This is a genomic window from Pseudomonas sp. FW305-70 (assembly GCF_058783925.1).
Window position 1 is genome coordinate 1 of sequence record NZ_JBYSYZ010000050.1, and the last position, 18,085, is coordinate 18,085.

18 protein-coding genes and 1 pseudogene are annotated in these 18,085 nt (G+C 51.3%); 12 read left to right on the forward strand and 7 right to left on the reverse strand.

The genetic code is table 11. From position 1 onward, the window contains the following. The 9 genes and pseudogenes from AC3WN7_RS25490 to AC3WN7_RS25530 form a co-directional block, all read left to right on the forward strand. A pseudogene (locus AC3WN7_RS25490) lies at positions 1-502 on the forward strand (phage tail tape measure protein); the annotation flags it as partial. Positions 503-511: 9 nt separating this feature from the next. Then, the gene (locus tag AC3WN7_RS25495; RefSeq protein WP_102675485.1) at positions 512-1,369 is read left to right on the forward strand and encodes a phage tail protein; all 858 of its coding nucleotides are present in this window, start codon (positions 512-514) and stop codon (positions 1,367-1,369) included. Beyond that, positions 1,344-1,550 (forward strand): tail protein X, encoded by a 207-nt coding sequence (locus AC3WN7_RS25500; protein ID WP_102675509.1) that lies wholly within the window; start codon positions 1,344-1,346, stop codon positions 1,548-1,550. The genes AC3WN7_RS25495 and AC3WN7_RS25500 overlap by 26 nt, the downstream gene beginning before the upstream one ends. Before the next feature lie 52 nt (positions 1,551-1,602). Continuing rightward, a complete protein-coding gene (locus AC3WN7_RS25505) occupies positions 1,603-2,637 on the forward strand; it encodes a phage late control D family protein (protein ID WP_102675486.1) in 1,035 nt (344 codons plus the stop codon). Positions 2,638-2,839: 202 nt separating this feature from the next. Then, on the forward strand, positions 2,840-3,634 hold the full coding sequence (locus AC3WN7_RS25510) for a DNA adenine methylase (RefSeq protein ID WP_102675487.1): 795 nt from the start codon (positions 2,840-2,842) through the stop codon (positions 3,632-3,634). Positions 3,635-3,952: 318 nt separating this feature from the next. Next, entirely contained in the window at positions 3,953-5,449 is a 1,497-nt protein-coding gene (locus tag AC3WN7_RS25515; RefSeq protein WP_102675488.1) for an SIR2 family protein, read from the forward strand. Between the two features lie 597 nt (positions 5,450-6,046). Next, positions 6,047-7,576, forward strand: a complete 1,530-nt coding sequence (locus tag AC3WN7_RS25520; RefSeq protein WP_102675489.1) for a P-loop ATPase, Sll1717 family — start codon at positions 6,047-6,049, stop codon at positions 7,574-7,576. Between the two features lie 372 nt (positions 7,577-7,948). After that, positions 7,949-9,088 (forward strand): PDDEXK-like family protein, encoded by a 1,140-nt coding sequence (locus AC3WN7_RS25525; protein ID WP_102675490.1) that lies wholly within the window; start codon positions 7,949-7,951, stop codon positions 9,086-9,088. Positions 9,089-9,120: 32 nt separating this feature from the next. Further along, positions 9,121-10,248: an HNH endonuclease gene (locus tag AC3WN7_RS25530; protein WP_102675491.1), complete on the forward strand. Its 1,128-nt coding sequence runs from the start codon at positions 9,121-9,123 to the stop codon at positions 10,246-10,248. Positions 10,249-10,450: 202 nt separating this feature from the next. Here AC3WN7_RS25530 and AC3WN7_RS25535 read toward each other — a convergent pair whose 3' ends face one another. Next, positions 10,451-10,648 carry a hypothetical protein gene (locus AC3WN7_RS25535; protein WP_102675492.1) on the reverse strand — a complete coding sequence of 66 codons (198 nt, stop codon included), beginning with the start codon at positions 10,646-10,648 and terminating at the stop codon, positions 10,451-10,453. Positions 10,649-11,039: 391 nt separating this feature from the next. Here AC3WN7_RS25535 and AC3WN7_RS25540 point away from each other — a divergent pair, with 391 nt between their 5' ends. Together AC3WN7_RS25540 and AC3WN7_RS25545 are read left to right on the forward strand one after the other, a co-directional pair. Then, on the forward strand, positions 11,040-11,735 hold the full coding sequence (locus AC3WN7_RS25540; RefSeq protein WP_102675493.1) for a hypothetical protein: 696 nt from the start codon (positions 11,040-11,042) through the stop codon (positions 11,733-11,735). Further along, on the forward strand, positions 11,732-12,919 hold the full coding sequence (locus tag AC3WN7_RS25545; protein ID WP_102675494.1) for a helix-turn-helix domain-containing protein: 1,188 nt from the start codon (positions 11,732-11,734) through the stop codon (positions 12,917-12,919). The genes AC3WN7_RS25540 and AC3WN7_RS25545 overlap by 4 nt, the downstream gene beginning before the upstream one ends. A gap of 128 nt (positions 12,920-13,047) precedes the next feature. On the opposite strand, the gene AC3WN7_RS25550 is transcribed toward AC3WN7_RS25545, so the two are convergent. Together AC3WN7_RS25550 and AC3WN7_RS25555 are read right to left on the reverse strand one after the other, a co-directional pair. Then, complete coding sequence (locus AC3WN7_RS25550; protein ID WP_102675495.1) at positions 13,048-13,257, reverse strand: hypothetical protein; 210 nt, start codon at positions 13,255-13,257, stop codon at positions 13,048-13,050. Positions 13,258-13,543: 286 nt separating this feature from the next. Further along, a complete protein-coding gene (locus AC3WN7_RS25555; RefSeq protein WP_146022455.1) occupies positions 13,544-14,095 on the reverse strand; it encodes a hypothetical protein in 552 nt (183 codons plus the stop codon). Positions 14,096-15,302: 1,207 nt separating this feature from the next. Between AC3WN7_RS25555 and rz1 the strand changes: the two genes are divergently transcribed. Next, positions 15,303-15,500 (forward strand): lysis system o-spanin lipoprotein Rz1, encoded by a 198-nt coding sequence (gene rz1 / locus AC3WN7_RS25560; RefSeq protein WP_141249738.1) that lies wholly within the window; start codon positions 15,303-15,305, stop codon positions 15,498-15,500. A gap of 134 nt (positions 15,501-15,634) precedes the next feature. Here the strand turns inward: rz1 and AC3WN7_RS25565 are convergent, their stop codons facing one another. The 4 genes from AC3WN7_RS25565 to AC3WN7_RS25580 form a co-directional block, all read right to left on the reverse strand. Then, positions 15,635-16,039 (reverse strand): hypothetical protein, encoded by a 405-nt coding sequence (locus AC3WN7_RS25565; protein ID WP_095965357.1) that lies wholly within the window; start codon positions 16,037-16,039, stop codon positions 15,635-15,637. A gap of 204 nt (positions 16,040-16,243) precedes the next feature. Continuing rightward, the gene (locus AC3WN7_RS25570; RefSeq protein ID WP_102675496.1) at positions 16,244-16,441 is read right to left on the reverse strand and encodes a hypothetical protein; all 198 of its coding nucleotides are present in this window, start codon (positions 16,439-16,441) and stop codon (positions 16,244-16,246) included. A 200-nt stretch (positions 16,442-16,641) separates the two neighbouring features. Next, positions 16,642-17,037, reverse strand: a complete 396-nt coding sequence (locus tag AC3WN7_RS25575) for a GtrA family protein (RefSeq protein WP_095965359.1) — start codon at positions 17,035-17,037, stop codon at positions 16,642-16,644. An 8-nt stretch (positions 17,038-17,045) separates the two neighbouring features. After that, the gene (locus tag AC3WN7_RS25580; protein ID WP_102675497.1) at positions 17,046-18,059 is read right to left on the reverse strand and encodes a glycosyltransferase family 2 protein; all 1,014 of its coding nucleotides are present in this window, start codon (positions 18,057-18,059) and stop codon (positions 17,046-17,048) included. Between the last annotated feature and the right edge of the window lie 26 nt (positions 18,060-18,085).

Sequence of the window (18,085 nt, forward strand, 5' to 3'; positions counted from 1 at the left end):
GGGGGGTGGGCGCGGGGGGGGGGTACTCGGCGGCGCGGCCGCCGGTGCGGCTTTAGGTTCGATCGTCCCCGTGGTCGGTACCGCCATTGGCGGGATTATCGGCGGCATGCTCGGTGCGTGGGGCGGGGGCGAGATAGGGGCGACGGTGGGCAAGGCGCTGTTTGGTGGGCCCGCGCCATTGCCAACCTCACCGCTCGGCATGGTCCCCATGCCCGCCGGTCAAGGTGTTGGCGCTGTCGTGCGCTCGATGGCTAGCCCCTTGGTGGCCCCGATCACGGCGGCTTCGCTGATGCCGGCGGCGATCACTGTCCAGAGGCCCGAGCGGCCGAAGGTCGATCAGCAATTCACATTCGCCCCAGCCCCGGTTTTTCAGGTGCAAGGCGATGTGAAAGACCCGGCACAGTTGGTCCAGGAATTGATGCCGTATCTGCGCCGTCAGTTTGAAGACTTCGCCCGGGAGGCACGCGCCCGACAGTTGTTTGATGCACCCCACGTGGGTTGAGGACGTGAAATGGCGGATGAAAAAACTTACCTGGAACACCTGCAGGGTGGGCTGAAGTACATGGTCGACGCGGGGGAGGCCGGGCGCACCGACCTGGAGTCCATGACCGGACCCATGAATGGCGCGCTGAATGAAATCAGCGGGGCGGCCGACGCGCTGGAAGGTCTGCCCTTTATCAGCGAGGACCTGAGCGACAAGACCCGGCGTCTGCAGGATGCGATCAACTCGGCACAGGCCAAGATCGGCAAGGTCGCCAGCTACTACAACCAGACCCAGCGAGCCTTGGCGCAATTTGAAGAGCACTTTTCCGCCCTGACCGAACAGATCGGCCGCTTTGGCGCGGCGTTCAACAAGGTGGCCGGCAAGGCCAATGCCGCGTTGGGCAACATTTTCCCCACGGAATGGTTTGCCGGCGACATGACGCCGATTCCCGATGCGGTGAAGCCATTCCCGCACCTGTTGATCATGTACCCGCTCAAGGCCAATGAGCGGCCGTATTACTTTAACCTGGACACGGCGGCGTTTGACGAGTTACGCCGGCAGACGTCGTTTCGCTGGGCCGCGCAGGAGCGCCTGACCCGGCGGCCGGCGCAACAGGCCGTGGGGCTAGGCGAGGAGAAAATCACCATCAAGGGCGCGATCTACCCGAGCTTCAAGGGTGGGCTGAAGCAGCTGGATACGCTGCGCAGTATCGGCGCCAAGTTGCTGCCACTGAACCTGACCACCGGATACGGCGAGGTGCTGGGCAATTGGTGCCTGACCAATATCGACGAGGAACAAAGCGCCTTGCTGCCCGGGGCCATCCCGCGCAAGCAGGGCTTTTCATTGGAGTTTGTCCGTTATGGCGATGACCTGCAGAACGGCTGACGGGGATGTGCTCGATACCCTGTGCCACCACTATTATGGCCACCTGAACCGCTGCATGGAGGCGGTGCTGGCTGCCAACCAAGGTTTGGCCGATGAACCACAACCGTTCCGGGCGGGCGTACTGATCACGCTGCCGGAGTTGGTGGTGGAGACTGACAGCGTGATTTCACTGTGGGATTGATCCCGTTACCCAGCCCGCTCAGTGCGGGCTTTTTCTTGCCTGGAGTACCACGATGCAACCGCTGTTTCGTATCGTCGCCGACGGCGCCGACATTACCGCGCTGATCAATGATCGGCTGGTTTCGCTGCAGCTTTCCGACCGCCCCGGCATGGAGTCTGACTCGTTTGAGTTGCGCATCGACGACCGTGACGGCGCGGTGTCGCTGCCTGTCCGTGGCGCGAGCATCGAAGTCTACCTGGGTTATGCCGGCGCCGACCTGACGCGCATGGGTCGCTACACCGTGGATGATGTCGCCGTCTCTGGCCCACCGGACACGCTGGTGATCAGTGGCAAGGCCAGCGACATGCGCGGCAGCGGCAAAACCACGCGCAGCGGCAGTTGGGAGGATGTCAGCCTGGCGCAGATCGTCGGTGACGTGGCGGCCCGCAATGGCTGGCAGCCGTCATGTCCGGTCGACACCCGGGTGCCGCGCATGGACCAGCTCAATGAATCCGACTTCAACTTCATCACTCGGGTGGCCAAGAAGCACGACTGCACGGCCAAGGTGGCCGACGGCAAGCTGCTGGTCTTGCCGCGACAGGGCGGGCAGAGCGCCAGTGGCAAGGCCTTGGCGGTCATCACCCTGCAGCGCAGCGATGTCACCCGCTGGCGGTTTCGTTTGAGCGACCGTAGCGCGCATCAGGGCGTCAGCACCCAGTACCAGGACCCGGCCAGCGGCGAGCTGCTCATTTCGCACCTGGACAATCCCAACGTGCCCGAAGGCCTGCCACCGGTGCATACCGATCGCCATATCTATCCGGACCGCACGGCGGCCGACGAAGCGGCCAAGGCCCGTCTGGCGGCGTTCAATCGTTCGACGGCCTCGGTGCGCCTCGACCTGCCGGGGCGGACCGACCTGTTTGCCGAAATCATGATTGAGGCGCAAGGCTTCAAGCGCGGCCTCGATGGTGAATACCTGGTGGAGTCGGTGGATCACACCTTTACCCCGTCCGGGTGGACGGTGTCGGTGGAGTGCAATGGCGGCAAGGAGGGCAAGGCCAAGGCGTCCGGCAAACCGCAGAAAGTCGTGCTCGAAGTGCCGGTTTGATTACCCGGGCGAGTGAGTCGCCCCGGGTCAAAGAGGGTTTAACACCGAATTAAAAGGAGCGGCCAGTCTGGATGCGTCAACATCCAGACTGGCCACCGTCCCTGCAGATTGTCCCTGCAAGTCCCGCCAAGGCTCCTGCTCTGTGCACAAAGCAGAGCGAGCCTAGCACCTGTTTATTTATACAGTAAAGGTCTTGCTATCCATGTCTTCACCCATCATCCCTTGGATGGGCGGCAAACGCCGTCTGGCCGATCGTCTTATCCCGCTGTTTCCACCGCATGAATGCTACGTTGAAGTCTTTGCCGGCGGTGCCGCGTTGTACTTCATGCGGCCCCAGGCGGCGCCCGTTGAAGTGCTCAACGACATCAATGGCGACCTGGTGACGCTGTACCGCGTGGTGCAGAACCACCTCGAAGAGTTTGTGCGCCAGTTCAAGTGGGCGCTCAGCTCGCGCCAGGTGTTCGAGTGGCAGAAGATGACCCGCCCGGAAACCCTCACCGACATTCAGCGCGCCGCGCGATTCTTCTACCTGCAGCACCATGCCTTCGCCGGCAAGGTCTCCGGGCAGACCTTCGGTACCGCGACCACCGGCCCGGCTATCAACCTGTTGAGGATCGAGGAAAACCTTTCGGCTGCCTGGCAACGCCTATCCGGCACCTACGTCGAAAATCTGCCTTGGCTGGACTGCGCCGAACGTTACGACCGTGCCCATACCTTTCACTACATGGACCCGCCGTATTGGCAGACCGCAGGGTATGGGGTGGACTTTCCGTTTGAAAACTATGAGCGCATGGCGGAGTTCATGCGCCGCTGCAAGGGTAGGGTAATGGTCAGCATCAACGACCACCCGGACATCCGCCGGGTGTTCGGGGGCTTTCACTTCGAGACGCTGGATATTCGCTACACCACGACCAACCAACGACAGGGTAAGGCCGAGGTCAGCGGTGAACTGGTGATCATGAACTGGGAACCAGCAGCACTTGGAGGACTGTTTTAAGGTGACTGATTTCAACCACATAGCTGCCCGTCAGCAACGGTAGAGTTCGGCCAGTAGCCGCCGTTCAAATGCGTTCAACAAACTGAACGCGATTCCGCGTATCGGTAGAACCGGCTTGGGGATGCGCAAAGAGCTGATGAGTCGTAGTGTTACTACTTAGCTGGATAAATTCTGGACCGTATGCTCCAGGTGAAGCTGACAATCTCGAATGATCTGCCCGGGCCCGCACGGTCAGGTCGCAACGCCGGTCTGCCAGCTACCCCTGTCGCATGGTATAAATCCTCACTAATTTAAACTCATGATCAAATCGGGGCTGCTATGAAGGTAGAAGAGTTCATCGGAAAATACCGAAATCATCCGATCTTATTTGTCGGAACCGGGGTCAGTCTTCGCTATTTGAGCCAGTCCTATACTTGGGATGGCTTACTCAGAAAGATTTCTTGCGACCTACGCGGTACTGATGAATTCTATTACGACATCAAAGCAGACTGCGAAGTGGATGGTGAGTTTCGATACGATCGGGTAGCCACGAAACTGGAAGAGGTCTTTAACAAAGAAATTGCGCGTGATCGCGACGGCCCATTGAAATTTGTTAATGACACGTTCTATGAAAACATGAAAAGTGGGGTGAGCGTCAGCCGGCTCAAGATCTACATTTCCCATCTTCTCGGCGAAGTAAACATCAAGGAAGAGTATGGGGATGAACTCGCCGCTCTCAAACGCGCCAGTAAAAACATAGGTTCCATCATAACCACTAACTATGATCGATTTTTGGAGCAGTTCTTTGAATTTTCGCCGCTAATTGGCAATGATATATTACTGAGCAACCCCTATGGGTCGGTTTACAAAATTCACGGGTGTGTGGATCACCCGACAAAAATTATTATTAGTGAAGCGGATTATGAGGCTTTTTTTGCTCGTTACGAATTGATCCGCGCCCAGTTGCTGTCTTTGTTTATACACAACCCAATCGTGTTTATCGGGTACAGTGTAAGTGATGAAAATATAAAAGCGCTCTTACGTACAATATTCACATACGTGAAACCAAATTCTGATCACGCGAAAAAAATTAGAGAAAATTTCTTACTAATTGAATACGAAGCGGGGTCGGACTCAACCGATATTGCTGAGCATGATATTGATCTTGAGGGGTTCTCTTCCACCATCAGAATCAATAAGATTAAAACCGACAATTTCGCAGCTGTCTACGAGGCAATTTCTGGCCTTACGTTGCCGGTAACTGCGATGGATGTTCGAAAAGTACAAAATATCGTCAAAGAGATTTTTGCAGGTGGGGAAATCAAAGTCACCATCACAGAAGATCTGGATACATTGAAAAACAGCGATAAAATTCTGGCCATCGGTTCCGCCAGAACGATCCAGTACCAGTACTTCACAATCTCCGAAATGATCGGCAATTATTTCAAAATTCTAGAAGAGTCAAATTATCAGCTGCTCGAGCTAATTAACAAGCAGAAAATTCAGTCTAGTCAGTTTTTCCCGGTATTTGGTTTCTCTAAGGTCTGTAAGACTCTAAAGGATGAAGAGCGGCTTAAAGCGCAGCAGAAAGCCAAAATCGAAACGGTGGTGGAAGCAACAAAGGAGCGGATTAAGACCGACCACACCACCATCAAAGCTATTTTGGATGATGATGCAGTTGCACCGACGAATAAGTCAGCATCAATCATCTGGTCAGCTTACCACAGCAAAGTCACTGTTGATGATCTCGAGCAATATTTGAAATTTTATGGTGATCGGAACTGTACCGAATTTAAACGGTTGCTGTGTGTCTACGACTTGCTCAAGCATGGTTAGTGCGTTTAACCAACTGTTGATAGACGATACAAATGGTCGATACATTTTCGGCATGCTCATCTGAAACGTTCCTTGCTAATGCGTAGCTCGCTGTCTAGCTAGGGAACTCACCAGTAACGTGGCATATGCCGTGAAGGCCAAGCGCCATGATCTGCGTGCACATTACCGATGGATCAGCGGTGTGTCTATGGAATGCTTTTGGCCGTTTTCTGCCCATTGCGAGAGGCAAAAAACGGCCAACAGCAGACAGTTCTCAGCCGGAAGCTGAAATCAGTAGATATAAATAATTAGGCACGGCTAAGCTGTAATCCTTTTAGAATACGGTCAAAGCAAATTTCAATCGGTTATTCTGTAATGATAGCTTTTGACTTTGAATAGCCATTAATGGGCTTTGTCTTTTGCTTTAAGATGATTCATGCATTACACATGTTTCTGTCGCCGAATGCACAATATCCTAAATATAATTCGTTGGCGTACTAGATTTGCCTTTGGTCTTTAGATACTCTCAATACTTGCTTTACAAGGGTGAAGGTAAATACGTGCGCGTCACTCACCCCCCAGGCGCGTTAGGTCAAGCACAGGGTGTTAGGAGAGGAAATGGTATTCAAGAGTTTTATACGCAAGGAAAAAAATGCTATCTATATCGGTGCTCCTGAAGCGGAAGCCGAATCTTTACCGACATCAAAAGTTAATTTGAGAGATGTTTATGAAGACCTACACAATCTCTACGAAGAACTTTCTAACGAAAAATACATATTAATTGGGCGCAAAGGGTGCGGTAAAAGCGCATTTGCGGAATATACATATTTATCGTCTATCGATCAGCCCAATTTATTTTGTTCATTTGTAAGTCAGGATAACATGAGCCTGGAAAGGCTAGTTCAGCTAGGCAAGGAGCACAGCTCCGAACACACTAAAGATCACTTATTTAAGTGGCTGATTTACACCAACATTATTAAAATGTTTTTCGAGAACGAAGCAGCCGCACAAGCGGATGGATACAAGTTGCTGCAGGAGTTCCTCAAGAAAAACAGTGGTTATATTGACATAAACACAGGTGAAATTGTCGAGCTAATCAAGAAGCACTCCTTTGAGATAAATATTGAGCAATTTAAAAGATTTTTCAAAGGAAAGTTCAATACTGACATACAGATCAAAGAGTCGAGAGCTGCATTCTACAAGTTGATACCGCACTTGGAAAAAGTAGTCGTAGAGGTTTTGACGAGCAAGCTTAATACGGAAAACGAAAATTCGTATGCGTTATTTTTCGATGACTTAGATATTGATTTCGATGCTAATGATGAGCATTCTACCGATACCTTGATACAGCTCATCAGAACATCTAAGCATGTAAATAACACAGTATTCGCAAAAAATCATGCATCTGCCAAAGTTATCATATTAATTAGAGATGATGTGGAGCGACTTTTATCTACGCAAGCAGCCGATATATCTAAAATTTTCTCCTCTTACGCTACTAGGTTATCTTGGTATGAGGATGATTATTCTGGAAAGTCTGATGAGAACAATCTAGCCATAAAGAAAATGATAAACAAGCGGATTGCAAATGCCTTTCACCAAGCAAGTCTACAGATCAGAAATCCAAACGCACCATGGGAAAGCCTTATAGATGATGATTTTTCCCCAAAAACTAGTTTTAAGTATGTGTGCGACCACACGCTAATCAGACCACGTGACTTGATACTTTTCTTCAAGCCACTTGAGTCCGGTCATTACTCAATACCATTAAAGAAGTTCGATGTTAATCAGTTGTTGGGCCAGTATTCAGCTGAGCTTGTAAAGGAGCTAAGTAATGAGCTTTCTTCGTTCTACACGCATATTCAGATACAGAATATTTTCGATGCATTAAAAGAAATCAGCTCGAAATACGACTGCACTTACTCCGAAGCTACTGAGTTCATACAAAGCAACTGCTCAAATTTGCCATCAGAGAAATTGCTGCAGGAGCTATATGATCGGTCCATCATTGGTGGCACTAACGGAACTAATGGTTATGCTCACTTCAAGCATCGTACAAGCAAAAAAGATGCTCATGAGTATAAGCTTGATCCCACTGGGCTAGTTATAGTGCATTCGGGGGTAAGTATAAATCTGCGCAACCGATAGCTTAAAGTTTCCGACACGTCGCTATAGTGCTTTAAAGCTTGCGACTCCTTTTGATATTGGTCGAGTAAATTTTTATAGCACTAAGCGCATCTGACTGACTACTTTTGGCCGATTTCTGCCCGTCGCGAAGGGCAGAAATCGGCCAAAAACGGTCATCGAGCGTCTACAAAAGCAGGGGCTATTTACAGCGATTCCGGATTACTCCGTGCGATGCGACTTCGCAAAACGCTTCATTGGCAAGGTCTGAGCGGTCGACACAGCTCTAATCCAATATTTGCATGATGCCGGTAGCGTCAAATAGCCATTACATCAGAGGGTGATTTGTCTGATACTGCACGCCCTAACTCGGCCTTAAATCGGGGACCCTCTCTCATGGACGATTTTTTGCATACCGTGGCTCTGCTGCGCGCGAGGTATCAGCGCCCGGCAGGCTTCAACCTCTTCTCCGTTCTCCGAAGTTCAAGTGACGAGGTTCGGCTTCACTCGCGCTTCCTCGCCTTCCTGCTCGACCCTAAGGCTACCCACAATCAGGGAACAGCGCTGCTGAATCTCCTATTGAAACGAGTGGGCATCCAGAACTTCGATTCAGAGAATGCGATTGTTGAGGTCGAGTACCAGAACATCGATATCCTAGTCCGTAACCAATCCAAGCAAGCAGTGATCATCGAGAACAAGATCTACGCTGGCGACCAGGACGAGCAGCTCTGGCGCTACCACCAGCGAATGCAGGCGGAAGGCTACCGCGAGATATGGACAACATACCTTACCCTGGATGGTGCCGAGCCCAGTGAACAGAGCCGCAAGGCCCTGCCTGTAATTCCTCTCAACTACGAAGCTGACATCATCGCTTGGCTCAAGGACTGTATCCCGCTGATTGCCCGCGAGCCTGGAGTGCGGGAAAGCGTATTCCAGTACATAGAACTAATTCAAAAGCTGACATCCAGTGATCAGGGCGAGATCTACATGAGCAAGCTGAAAGAGCAGATCCTACAGGGCGAGAACCTCTTCGTGATCGCCGACATCAATCATGCTTTCAAGTCCGTACTTGCCGACTTACAGCTCGATATTTGGGAGCGCATGATGGCTTGCCAAGCGAGCCTGTATCCGCATCTCGGCAAGCCCGAAAATACGGCCACGAAGGACGCGGTTTCCGCCTATTACAAGAAGTCCAAAAACAGCAAATACATCGGCCTCTCCTTCCCCTTCAATTTTATGAAGGGGGGTGTGTACGTTGAGCTCGACCATTTTCTCTACTGTGGCTACTACTGTGATGGTGAGCAATTCCCGGAGGAGAGGGAGCGTCTAATAGCGCTGAGCCAAGAGATTGTCCCCAAAGCTCGAAATTCGGGCGGCATGTTCTGGAAGTACCCTAAAATCAACGTGAACTTCCATACCCCTTCCAATGAGGACCTGGCGCTCCTCCGAGATCCGGAAACGAGGGAGTTGATTGCCGTCAGCCTGATCGATGACGCGCACGAACTGTGGCAGCGCGCTCACCAGCATTTCGCCTAAACGCAGACATGGCATTCAAGGGAGGACGAACTATGGCCAAGGGCTGGAGTAACGAAGAACTTCTCGCGTCTTTCGAGGCCTACCGCCGAATGGCAGTGAAGCAAGCGGCCGGGGTTAGCTACTCAAAGAAGCAGGTCTATGAGGAACTGGCCGCTCGATTTGATCGAACCACGAAGGCATTCGAGTACAGAATGCAGAACATCTCTGCGGTGCTCAATGAGTTGGATATGCCCTGGATACCAGGCCTAAAGCCTGCCGTGAATGTCGGCACGGACATGAAGGTCAGGCTAATCCAACTCATTCAAGGCAAGACTCCCGAAAAAGACACAGAAGTAGGCAACCTAGAAGACAGTCGCACCTGGGAGAAAGCCCTTGCTGCTGTAACTCAACTTGGAGACACCGCCAGTCGAAAGCAGGTCCAAGATTGGATCCTTGCCCGTGATCCGGGGTACAACACCAAGAACCTGGCAGACCTCTACATGATGGCTGTTAACTCCCCTGCCCGGACTGGGTACTCGCAAAATGAAAAGCCTCGGAGGACTGATCAGGGCAGCCGATACGACAGGCTGTTCAAGGTAGGCAAAGGCATCTTTGAGATTTACGATCCGGTTCAGCATGGCATTTGGGAAATTTACCCCGACACATCATCGGGGAGCCGATTTGGCGTCTCTATTCGACGGATTTCGAATCCTGTCGAAGAAGCACTAGCAGTCGCCGAGGATGCTGCTGAGCAAGCAGCCATCTTTGATCCCACAGATGTAGCCGATGCCAGAAAGCGCGTAACCGCCGACATCATCCGTCGCAGAGGGCAACCCGCTTTCCGCAAAGCTCTAATGGACGCCTATGGCGACGCCTGTGCCATTACAGGCTGCAACCTGCCCGCCGTGCTCGAGGCTGCGCACGTCCACCCCTATAAGGGCGACCACACCAACGTTGTATCCAATGGTCTGCTGTTACGGGCGGACATCCATACCTTGTTCGATCTAGGGCTGATCGCCATCGAATCCGAGACGATGGTCGTACGGGTGTCACCAAAACTGGAAGATACCGATTACGGAAAGTTGGATGGTTCCCCGCTTCGCCATCCAAAACAAAATTCTCACCGAGTAAACCCAGAGGCCTTGGATTGGCACTGGAATCAGTGTGGATGGTGCGACTGAACGAAGTGTGGCCTTTCCCGGAGCTGGTGGTCAGGTATTAAGAGTGCAGATTTTCCAGGTTAACGAGGCCAAACTCCGTATCAGATTTGAAGCTGACTAGACTCCCGGGAAGCACCAATGAGCCGCAGACATTAACGAATCGGATAACCGCATTTGGCCGGCTATTGCCCTTTGCTAGTGGCCGCTTCACGCCCTGAGGAAGTCAGTCAACCAACAGATCGGCGATGGCCTCACTGTTGTTTTCCAGTACTTTTAGTTGCTCGTTGATTTGATTGGATATAGCCGTGGAGCCGCATTGGTCGATCCAAATGCCTATCTCCTCGATAGTGCAGCTTAGGGCCATGATGTTCTGATTAAGTCGGCTGATTAGTGAAGGGGTAGGATCATCTGGTAGGGGCATGGCCGCGCTTCTCCTTTGTCTAAGAAAAGCGTAGCAGGCAACAAAAAGCCCGCTCGGTGGCAGGCTTTCTGTACGGGGTCAAATCCTTTTGTCTGTTCAATCTGCGCTCCATTCTGTGAGCGTTTCGTGAAAAGCTTGTCGTAGATACGAAAAAGCCCGGCACATCTGCCGGGCTCTCTGTAGATGGGCCAAATCCTTTTGGATGATCGCATTGTGCTTGGTCGGTGTGACGAAGACATGACAGGGCGGATTCGAAAAGCCCGGCGCTGAGTCGGGATCCTCTCGTTGGTACGAAATTTTGGATGACGACTTGTCGCTGCGTTGGGGCATGCTATGATCTCTTAACGGTGAAAAAAACACAAAAATCCAGATTGCGGGAATTGATCAAAATATGAACAAGGTTGATATTCAGGAAGAAGTTGAAAGCTTGTTGGTAGCTCACTTCCCGAGAGATTTTTGGGTGAGGGCTCTGGACGACCTACATGCGGCATATGGTATGGCTTATGACACCATGACCGCACGCTTGCAGCTTCATAAGCATGAGCTTGTTAGAGCTCTGCCTCAGGCTCGGCACTACAAGCTTAGCTCGACCATGCGAACCATTGCTGAGTCGTCAGGCCTCGAAGTGCTAGATCTAAAGGCAGATAACTCGGGTGAAAACTACGTTGTACTACGATCCGGACCTCTCCAACTTGGTCGAATTGGCGTGAATCAAGGCAGCTCCTTGCCTAGAGGCGCCAAACATCGAGCTTTGATTGCCGCATTGAATGCAAGGCTGGAGGGAGTGACGCACGATTTATTTTCTCCGACTGTGCATATGCTTCCTTCAAGTACGCTTGGCTTGCTTTTGGTCAACGTAAATCCTAAGCAGAATCTCGATCAAGATCGAATGATAGATCTTCAGGTTGGCGTTCCTTATAGCGACCTATCAGGGTGGCACTATCTTCAGCCATGCTCGAAAGTCCTTATGAAATATTCCGAGATCTCGGCTGTAGAAGAGTCAGTCGCTCCGACAGATAAGGCGGTAATTAGATTGAAAGAAGTTATTAGCGAAATCGAAGCATCGGAATCCAGAGATAAGTCATGAGAGTAGGAGTTTCGGGCTTTGTCCCTGCTCGCCTCACCCAGGCGCGAGTACTGGCGTCATTGACCAGGCTTGATTTGAGCGAGCGCATCGGAAAATCATCTTCTTCTATTTCTCGATGGGAGAAAGGTGAGAGCGCTCCCGAGTCAGAGGCTCTCGAAAGCATCTCTTTTGTCCTCGGTTTTCCAGTAGCCTGGTTTACTCGCCCGATCTCAAGTAAACCGCTATCGCCCGTTTTCTATAGAACATTGGCTAGTACGAGCAGCGATCTACGCGGAAAAGCTGGTACAAAGATGGATTGGCTGCAGGAAATTGCAGGGTATCTTTCTACTTGGCTAGATTGGCCAGAATTGAATTTGCCTACCCATAAAATCACCGATCATCGAGAGCTTGATTTTCCAGAAATAGCGAGGACTGCATTAAAGTGCCGGGAGATGTGGGGGCTTGGTCTGGGCCCAATTGCCGATCTTTCCATGGCAGCAGAGGGTGCGGGGATAATTTGTGCGCACGTCCAACAAGGTAATACAAAGATGGACGGACTATCTCAGTGGGATGAGTCCCAAAAAAGACCATTTATTTTGCTTTCGAATGATAAGAGTAATTACTATCGCTCTAGATTCGATCTTGCGCATGAAATAGGTCATGTAGTTCTTCACAAAAATATAAAAACATTTGATATTTTGCACCTAAAAGAAATTGAAGGGCAGGCAAACTATTTTGCGAGCTGCTTGTTACTTCCTGAGGAGCTTCTGTCTGTAGAGCTTCCAAGATATCCATCTTTAGAAAACTTGCTTTCATTGAAGCGTCGCTGGAAAGTTTCTGTTGCGGCAATAATTTACAGAGCTGAAAAGATGTTGTTGATTGGCGAACAAGAGGCTTTAAGGCTTAGGAAGAGCTACTCCGCTCGTGGATGGATGAAAGGAGAGCCGCTCGACAACGACTCTCAGCTAGAGAGCGTTCGATTAATGCCGAGGGCAATAAATGCACTTCTAGAGGCGAAAATAAAAACAAAGACTTCAATAGTTCGCGATCTGATGATGCCTGTAAAGGATGTTGAGCAGCTTTGTGGTCTGACTGATGGTTTTCTCGCCTTCCAGCCAAAGGTAATTAACAATCCTCTTCCTAAGCTTAAGAGTATCCAAGACGATTCTCGCTCTAATATATTCGAATTTAAAAAGAAAGACTAATTATCTGCCTCGGGGTTGGGGTGCTTGTTGCGCCTCAACTTAAATACGCGGATTAATATAAAAGTGCAGCGTTCTCCATAGCATGCCCTGTAAATTCCTTTCCGCCTTCACCTCGTCAGCGATTGCAGTCACTCCGGGGTCATCAGCACCGCGAGCGACATCTTGATGAACTCCTCATTCCGGTCGATCGTAACCAGGGCGCCGCGCACGTTTTCGGCGACGTCTGCCGATCCGCGTTGCTCGACCCATAGCGTGAGCTCCATGATGGCAGCCTCTAGGGCGAGCTGATTCTCGTTGATTTTGAATAGCAGGGATGGGAGCAGGTCAGAGTTTGGCATCGCGAATCCTCCGTGGAGATTTCAGCGTAGCAGTCGTCAATCATGGGGGGAGGGAAGAAAAGGTATGGTCGGGAGGACGCCAGGGATGGGTCGAAAAGGTGTGGGGACTTTTTCGGGGATTCGCTATTTTCGGTTGAGCTCTGTAGGGCACTGTTTGCAGCGAGCACCAGTAGAAGACTCAACAAATGCTGGGAATGCGCCCATTTTCAAGCATGGGGTGCTAGGGGTCGACAGAGGGATTGTGTTCGGTCTGCAGGACGTTGTAGAACCCTACAGTGCGGGTTGCTCAGGTGATTCTCTTGCGGACGATTAATGTGCGAGCATGATCCGCTGCCTGTTCTGCTTGTGAGTTGGCTTCAGTTAAGGCTTCGAACTGTCTTTCAACATTTAACTTTCTAGCGGCTGCGCGGGCCCAGGCGAGGTTTCGCAGTGGTGCCGACGCTGTGCAGATGCTTCCACCCTTTCGTCTGTGCTCAAGATATTGGCGGTAGGACATGTAGGTAAGGCCAAGTCGCTCAAGCTCGGCATGCTCGGCCTTTTTGGTTGGTGCAGAGAAATCGGAAAAGTGGTTCTTCACTATAAACTGCAGAAAGTTGTGTAAGGCGTTTCTCGCGGCGCTCTCGGCAGCGGAAGCCGAATTAAAGAGTGCCTCGCTTGAGCGTAGTACAAGAGATTGATGCACGATTCGCCATTCTCGTGAACAGGTCGGGCAATCGATGGAATAGGAGGTATCGACACCGCTCCATGGATTGTCTTGGGAGGTCACTCGTTTAGCGATTTGACCATCCCCGCAGGGGCAGGGACCCAGGTTGAATGTGACTGTTTCGGATGTGCTCACGGGCAGTTTTCCAAATCCAAAAACCAAAAATAGGCGGGTACCGAGTAGTTGTCGAGAGGTATCGCCTTGCGTTGCATGCTCCTGAATTTGTCTGTGGACAGGACGCCGGAGGAGAGGGGAATTGCTGCGCAAAACCTCCGCTGGAAGTCACGGATTATCGTTTGCAAAAGCACAAAAAAGCGGATGTTTTGCCACCCTAAAATGGTATTAAAATCCTTTTAAAACAATATGTTAGAACTCTGTAGTCCCCAGCATGGGGTGCTAGGGGTCGAGTGTTCGAATCACTCCGTCCCGACCATATTATTTAATGACTTAGGCCAATGTTCACAGCATTGGCCTTTTTCATGTGCGTGACTTTTGCGTGACTTCTCGATTTTTCAAGCCTGCTTCCTGTGAGTTCACGCCGTTTTTGGCCCGTTTTCGCGCTGCCTTTGGCACCAATCCTGTTTGATATTTATCTTCTTTCTCAGCTTTTTCGCATGTCAGATAGCCTTGCCTAATGCCTTGTTTCCGGGCGTTTAGGGCGTTTTCCCTCGCCCGCGCCGCAGCGCTAAATCCAGGAAGCTCAGTTCCGATTCTTCGTTATTAAAGGTCACCATCCCAAATCAGCGAAACCGGCTGTACGTCACGCGGGCCGTGCCTTTAAAGACAAACGGAAGCAGCGAAAGCCGGACTTCCGATTGTGCGCTCGGGAAACGGAACAGAGCGCGGGGAGGGCGCATCTATTCGAATTGATTGCTGACGGGCTGTGGGCCTCCTGAAGACCCTTTGATCACAAGGCCCAGGGGCCGATTTGGAATCAAACCAAAGCGTCAAGCCCCTGACTAATACCTCCAAATTCGACGTTTTTGGGCCCAAATCGCAGTGCCAAACAGACCGCAAATTCACCCGACTTCTTGCTGTTTTGGTGACAAACCATTTTGCAGGTAGTTGGCACCGATTGAGTGCCGCTGAACCCTCGAAAGATCCGTCGGCCGCGGCTTATAGCGGTCAGCTCGGAATCCCTTGCAAGGTCCTGGTCGGTGCCAAATCCGCTGCTAACTCACACTATGGCCTGAGGCTGGCCGGCAGGCGGACCTCGCCAAGATCGCCAACGCTGGTGCCGAGCAGGCCCGCCAAGCAACAGAGAAGCAGCAGGCCGCCGAGAAGGCACTTGCTGATCTCGACCAGAAAGCTCAGAAGGAAAAGACCAATGGCCTCGCTGAAAATGAAAAGCTGCGCCGTGCTGCTGACACTGCTCGCCGGCTGCGCATCGCGGGAAGTTGTCGCTCCAGTAGTGGGGGCGTGTCCAGTTCCACCAGCCCCGCCAGCCTGGGCGATGCAGGAACCGTCGAACTCTCTGCAGCTTCTGGATCGACTGTTTTCGATATCCGCGCTGGGATCATTGCCGACCAAGCAGCCTTGAAGGCGCTTCAAAGTTATGTGCGCAATGTGTGTGGTATGCGCTAGTAAATCAGCCTGATACTTTTGCTATTGCTGTCTCCCGCAGGGCTGTCACTGCCGCGGGGGAGGTGGCGGATTTGCACTGCACCTACATAATCAAGCGTTCGAGGCTGAGCGACTATTAATAGCTGTTTCGAGAGGCGTCGACGTGTCTGGCGAGAGATGCATTGGTTCGCTTTGACATATCAGTGATTTTTCAACCCTGCGCCGCTCACGCTGGCGAAAGGCTCTGATTGCCGGAACTGCTAGGACGAGGGAAAAAGGCCAGAGCACCAGGGCATTCAGGATGACCAAGGCGCAGGTGAATCGGTCAAAACTGCTCGCACCAACGAACACCAGCACTTTTTCAAGAACCATGTTCGGTTCGACCGGCAAATGGGTGTCGTTGGTCCAATTATGGCACCACTGCTTGACCTGGACGCATAGCCCAATGAATAACGCAAAAATCCAGACGGCCCCCAAAGAAAAGCCAATCAGCAATGTGGTTATGATGATTTCCATTCTAAACCCATCCCTTTGAGAACTGATCAGCGTGCAAAGTTACTCTGGAGTTATGACGGCCGCAAGTGGCGCCTGTATGGACGCGCTTACCTTGGCCCAGCGTATTCCCAATGAGTTTCTGATCATCGATGCGGGCGATCTGGCTGCAATTGCTGACCAAGCCCGAGCCCGGGGAGTGACCTGCGAGCAAGCCTACGACTCGCTTCACTGATGGCGATGATCCTGGATGATCCATTCAGGAATAAACCAGAATCGAGCGCCACTCTGCTGGCTTTCGATCTGGATGGCGAAGTCCTGCTTGTCGATGATGGTCCAAGTGTCGGCACGATCGAATGGGCTGTTGCTGGCGCACGCCGGGCTGGCAGCAGCACCTTGCATGAACTGGTTGAGCGCAGTCTTCATGCCTGTCAGGTCAGGGCATGGTTATGCGGAAGGCAAAAGTAGTGCAGATGCACCTTTAGAGCGCCATTTGAAGCCCGGGCCCGCTTTGTAGCAGTTAGGGGTATGATCAATAGCAATGCCAAATAGGTTGCGACCTGATTCAGTGTGGCTTGGCGGATCGGCAGTTCGTGTTTTGTTTTGATGATGAATACTCCTTGTTTTCATGTCGAGCTTTCGCGGAAAACGAAGTATTTACAGGTGAAAAAACCAAAAAACGCCACTGTTATTATCGCAAAAATCTGAATGATCTGGTGAGGGTAATGCAGAGTGTCGACAAGGGTGTACAGGAGCAAGAAGTTAATCAGGTACCCGGTTACATGCATCTGCACGTAACGGATTAATGCTCCTCGATTTTTTCTCTGAGAAAATGTCCACTTGTAGTTCGCGATATAGCCAATAGCGACACCTGTTAGATACATCAGTGTCATTGACAGTTTTTCGCCACTCCCTGAATAGACGATCAATAGGTATCCGAGATAAAGCAAGGAATTGTTAACTAGGCCGACGATGCCGTAGCGGATTAATTGGCCAAAAGCAGGCGTGGTGAAAAAGCTCATTCGGTCAACTACCCTCTATCTTCTTCGGCGGGAAACGCTGGCTGTGAGCTACGTACAGTCATGTCGTGTATCTCTCGTCGCGATTCGTAGGTTTTCTGACCTATGATGTACAAGGGGCGCCGCTTGGTTTGGTCAAATGTCTTTCCGACATATATTCCAACAATACCTTGTATCGAGATCACAATGCCGCCGATGAAGAATATAGAGACCATAAGGCTGGTCCAACCTTGCACAACTGCACCATGGAGCATGGTGGTAAATATGAGGTAGGCTCCGTAAATAAATGACAATAATGCCATGGTGAAGCCGAGCTTTACCGCAAGTCGAAGTGGCTTGTCTGAGTACGCGATAATTGTTTCCATAGCCAAATTCCAAAGCTTTGAAAACGTATAAGTGCTTTTCCCATCCAAGCGTTCCGCATGCTCAATCTCAATTCCTGTACTGGCAAAGCCTGTCCAGTGAACCAGTGCACCAAAAAAGCGGAGCTGCTCTCGCATTTGACAGACGTTATCTACAACCTTCCGAGAAATTATGCGGAAGTTGCCGCTGTCGCCATTGTATTCAAAGTCAGCCAAGTAGCTAAACGTCTTGTAGAACAGCCAGGAGGTTGCTCGTTTGAGCGGGGGGTCGCTTCGTTTTCCTCGCAAGGCTAGAACAATGTCGTAGCCTTCTTGGGCTTTGGCATAGAGGCGTGGAATTTCTTCAGGACGGTCTTGAAGATCACAGTCCATTACGACAGCCCATTGCCCTCGGCAGGCGTCCAAACCGGCGGTAATTCCGTAGTGCTGGCCGAAGTTGCGACTTAGCTGAATGCCACGAACTCGCGGGTCGGCCTCGGCGAGGCGCTCTATTATCTGCCATGAGCGATCGCCTCCGCAGTCTTCTACCAACAAAATCTCAAAATCGAGTGAAATTTCTTCAAGGGACTTTCTTAATCTTGAATAAAGTTCGTCAAGTGAGTTCTCGGCTTTGTAAACCGGAACAATGACTGAAATATGTGGCCCGGCCGCTTTTGGTGTCATAGTGTTTTATGTCTTATTAAGTTGTG

Coding starts and splice junctions, on each gene's coding strand:
- AC3WN7_RS25495 (WP_102675485.1), top strand. CDS start 512: ATGGCGGATGAAAAAACTTACCTGGAACACCTGCAGGGTGGGCTGAAG.
- AC3WN7_RS25500 (WP_102675509.1), top strand. CDS start 1,344: ATGGCGATGACCTGCAGAACGGCTGACGGGGATGTGCTCGATACCCTG.
- AC3WN7_RS25505 (WP_102675486.1), top strand. CDS start 1,603: ATGCAACCGCTGTTTCGTATCGTCGCCGACGGCGCCGACATTACCGCG.
- AC3WN7_RS25510 (WP_102675487.1), top strand. CDS start 2,840: ATGTCTTCACCCATCATCCCTTGGATGGGCGGCAAACGCCGTCTGGCC.
- AC3WN7_RS25515 (WP_102675488.1), top strand. CDS start 3,953: ATGAAGGTAGAAGAGTTCATCGGAAAATACCGAAATCATCCGATCTTA.
- AC3WN7_RS25520 (WP_102675489.1), top strand. CDS start 6,047: ATGGTATTCAAGAGTTTTATACGCAAGGAAAAAAATGCTATCTATATC.
- AC3WN7_RS25525 (WP_102675490.1), top strand. CDS start 7,949: ATGGACGATTTTTTGCATACCGTGGCTCTGCTGCGCGCGAGGTATCAG.
- AC3WN7_RS25530 (WP_102675491.1), top strand. CDS start 9,121: ATGGCCAAGGGCTGGAGTAACGAAGAACTTCTCGCGTCTTTCGAGGCC.
- AC3WN7_RS25535 (WP_102675492.1), bottom strand. CDS start 10,648: ATGCCCCTACCAGATGATCCTACCCCTTCACTAATCAGCCGACTTAAT.
- AC3WN7_RS25540 (WP_102675493.1), top strand. CDS start 11,040: ATGAACAAGGTTGATATTCAGGAAGAAGTTGAAAGCTTGTTGGTAGCT.
- AC3WN7_RS25545 (WP_102675494.1), top strand. CDS start 11,732: ATGAGAGTAGGAGTTTCGGGCTTTGTCCCTGCTCGCCTCACCCAGGCG.
- AC3WN7_RS25550 (WP_102675495.1), bottom strand. CDS start 13,257: ATGCCAAACTCTGACCTGCTCCCATCCCTGCTATTCAAAATCAACGAG.
- rz1 (WP_141249738.1), top strand. CDS start 15,303: ATGAAAAGCTGCGCCGTGCTGCTGACACTGCTCGCCGGCTGCGCATCG.
- AC3WN7_RS25565 (WP_095965357.1), bottom strand. CDS start 16,039: ATGGAAATCATCATAACCACATTGCTGATTGGCTTTTCTTTGGGGGCC.
- AC3WN7_RS25570 (WP_102675496.1), bottom strand. CDS start 16,441: ATGAAGACTGCGCTCAACCAGTTCATGCAAGGTGCTGCTGCCAGCCCG.
- AC3WN7_RS25575 (WP_095965359.1), bottom strand. CDS start 17,037: ATGAGCTTTTTCACCACGCCTGCTTTTGGCCAATTAATCCGCTACGGC.
- AC3WN7_RS25580 (WP_102675497.1), bottom strand. CDS start 18,059: ATGACACCAAAAGCGGCCGGGCCACATATTTCAGTCATTGTTCCGGTT.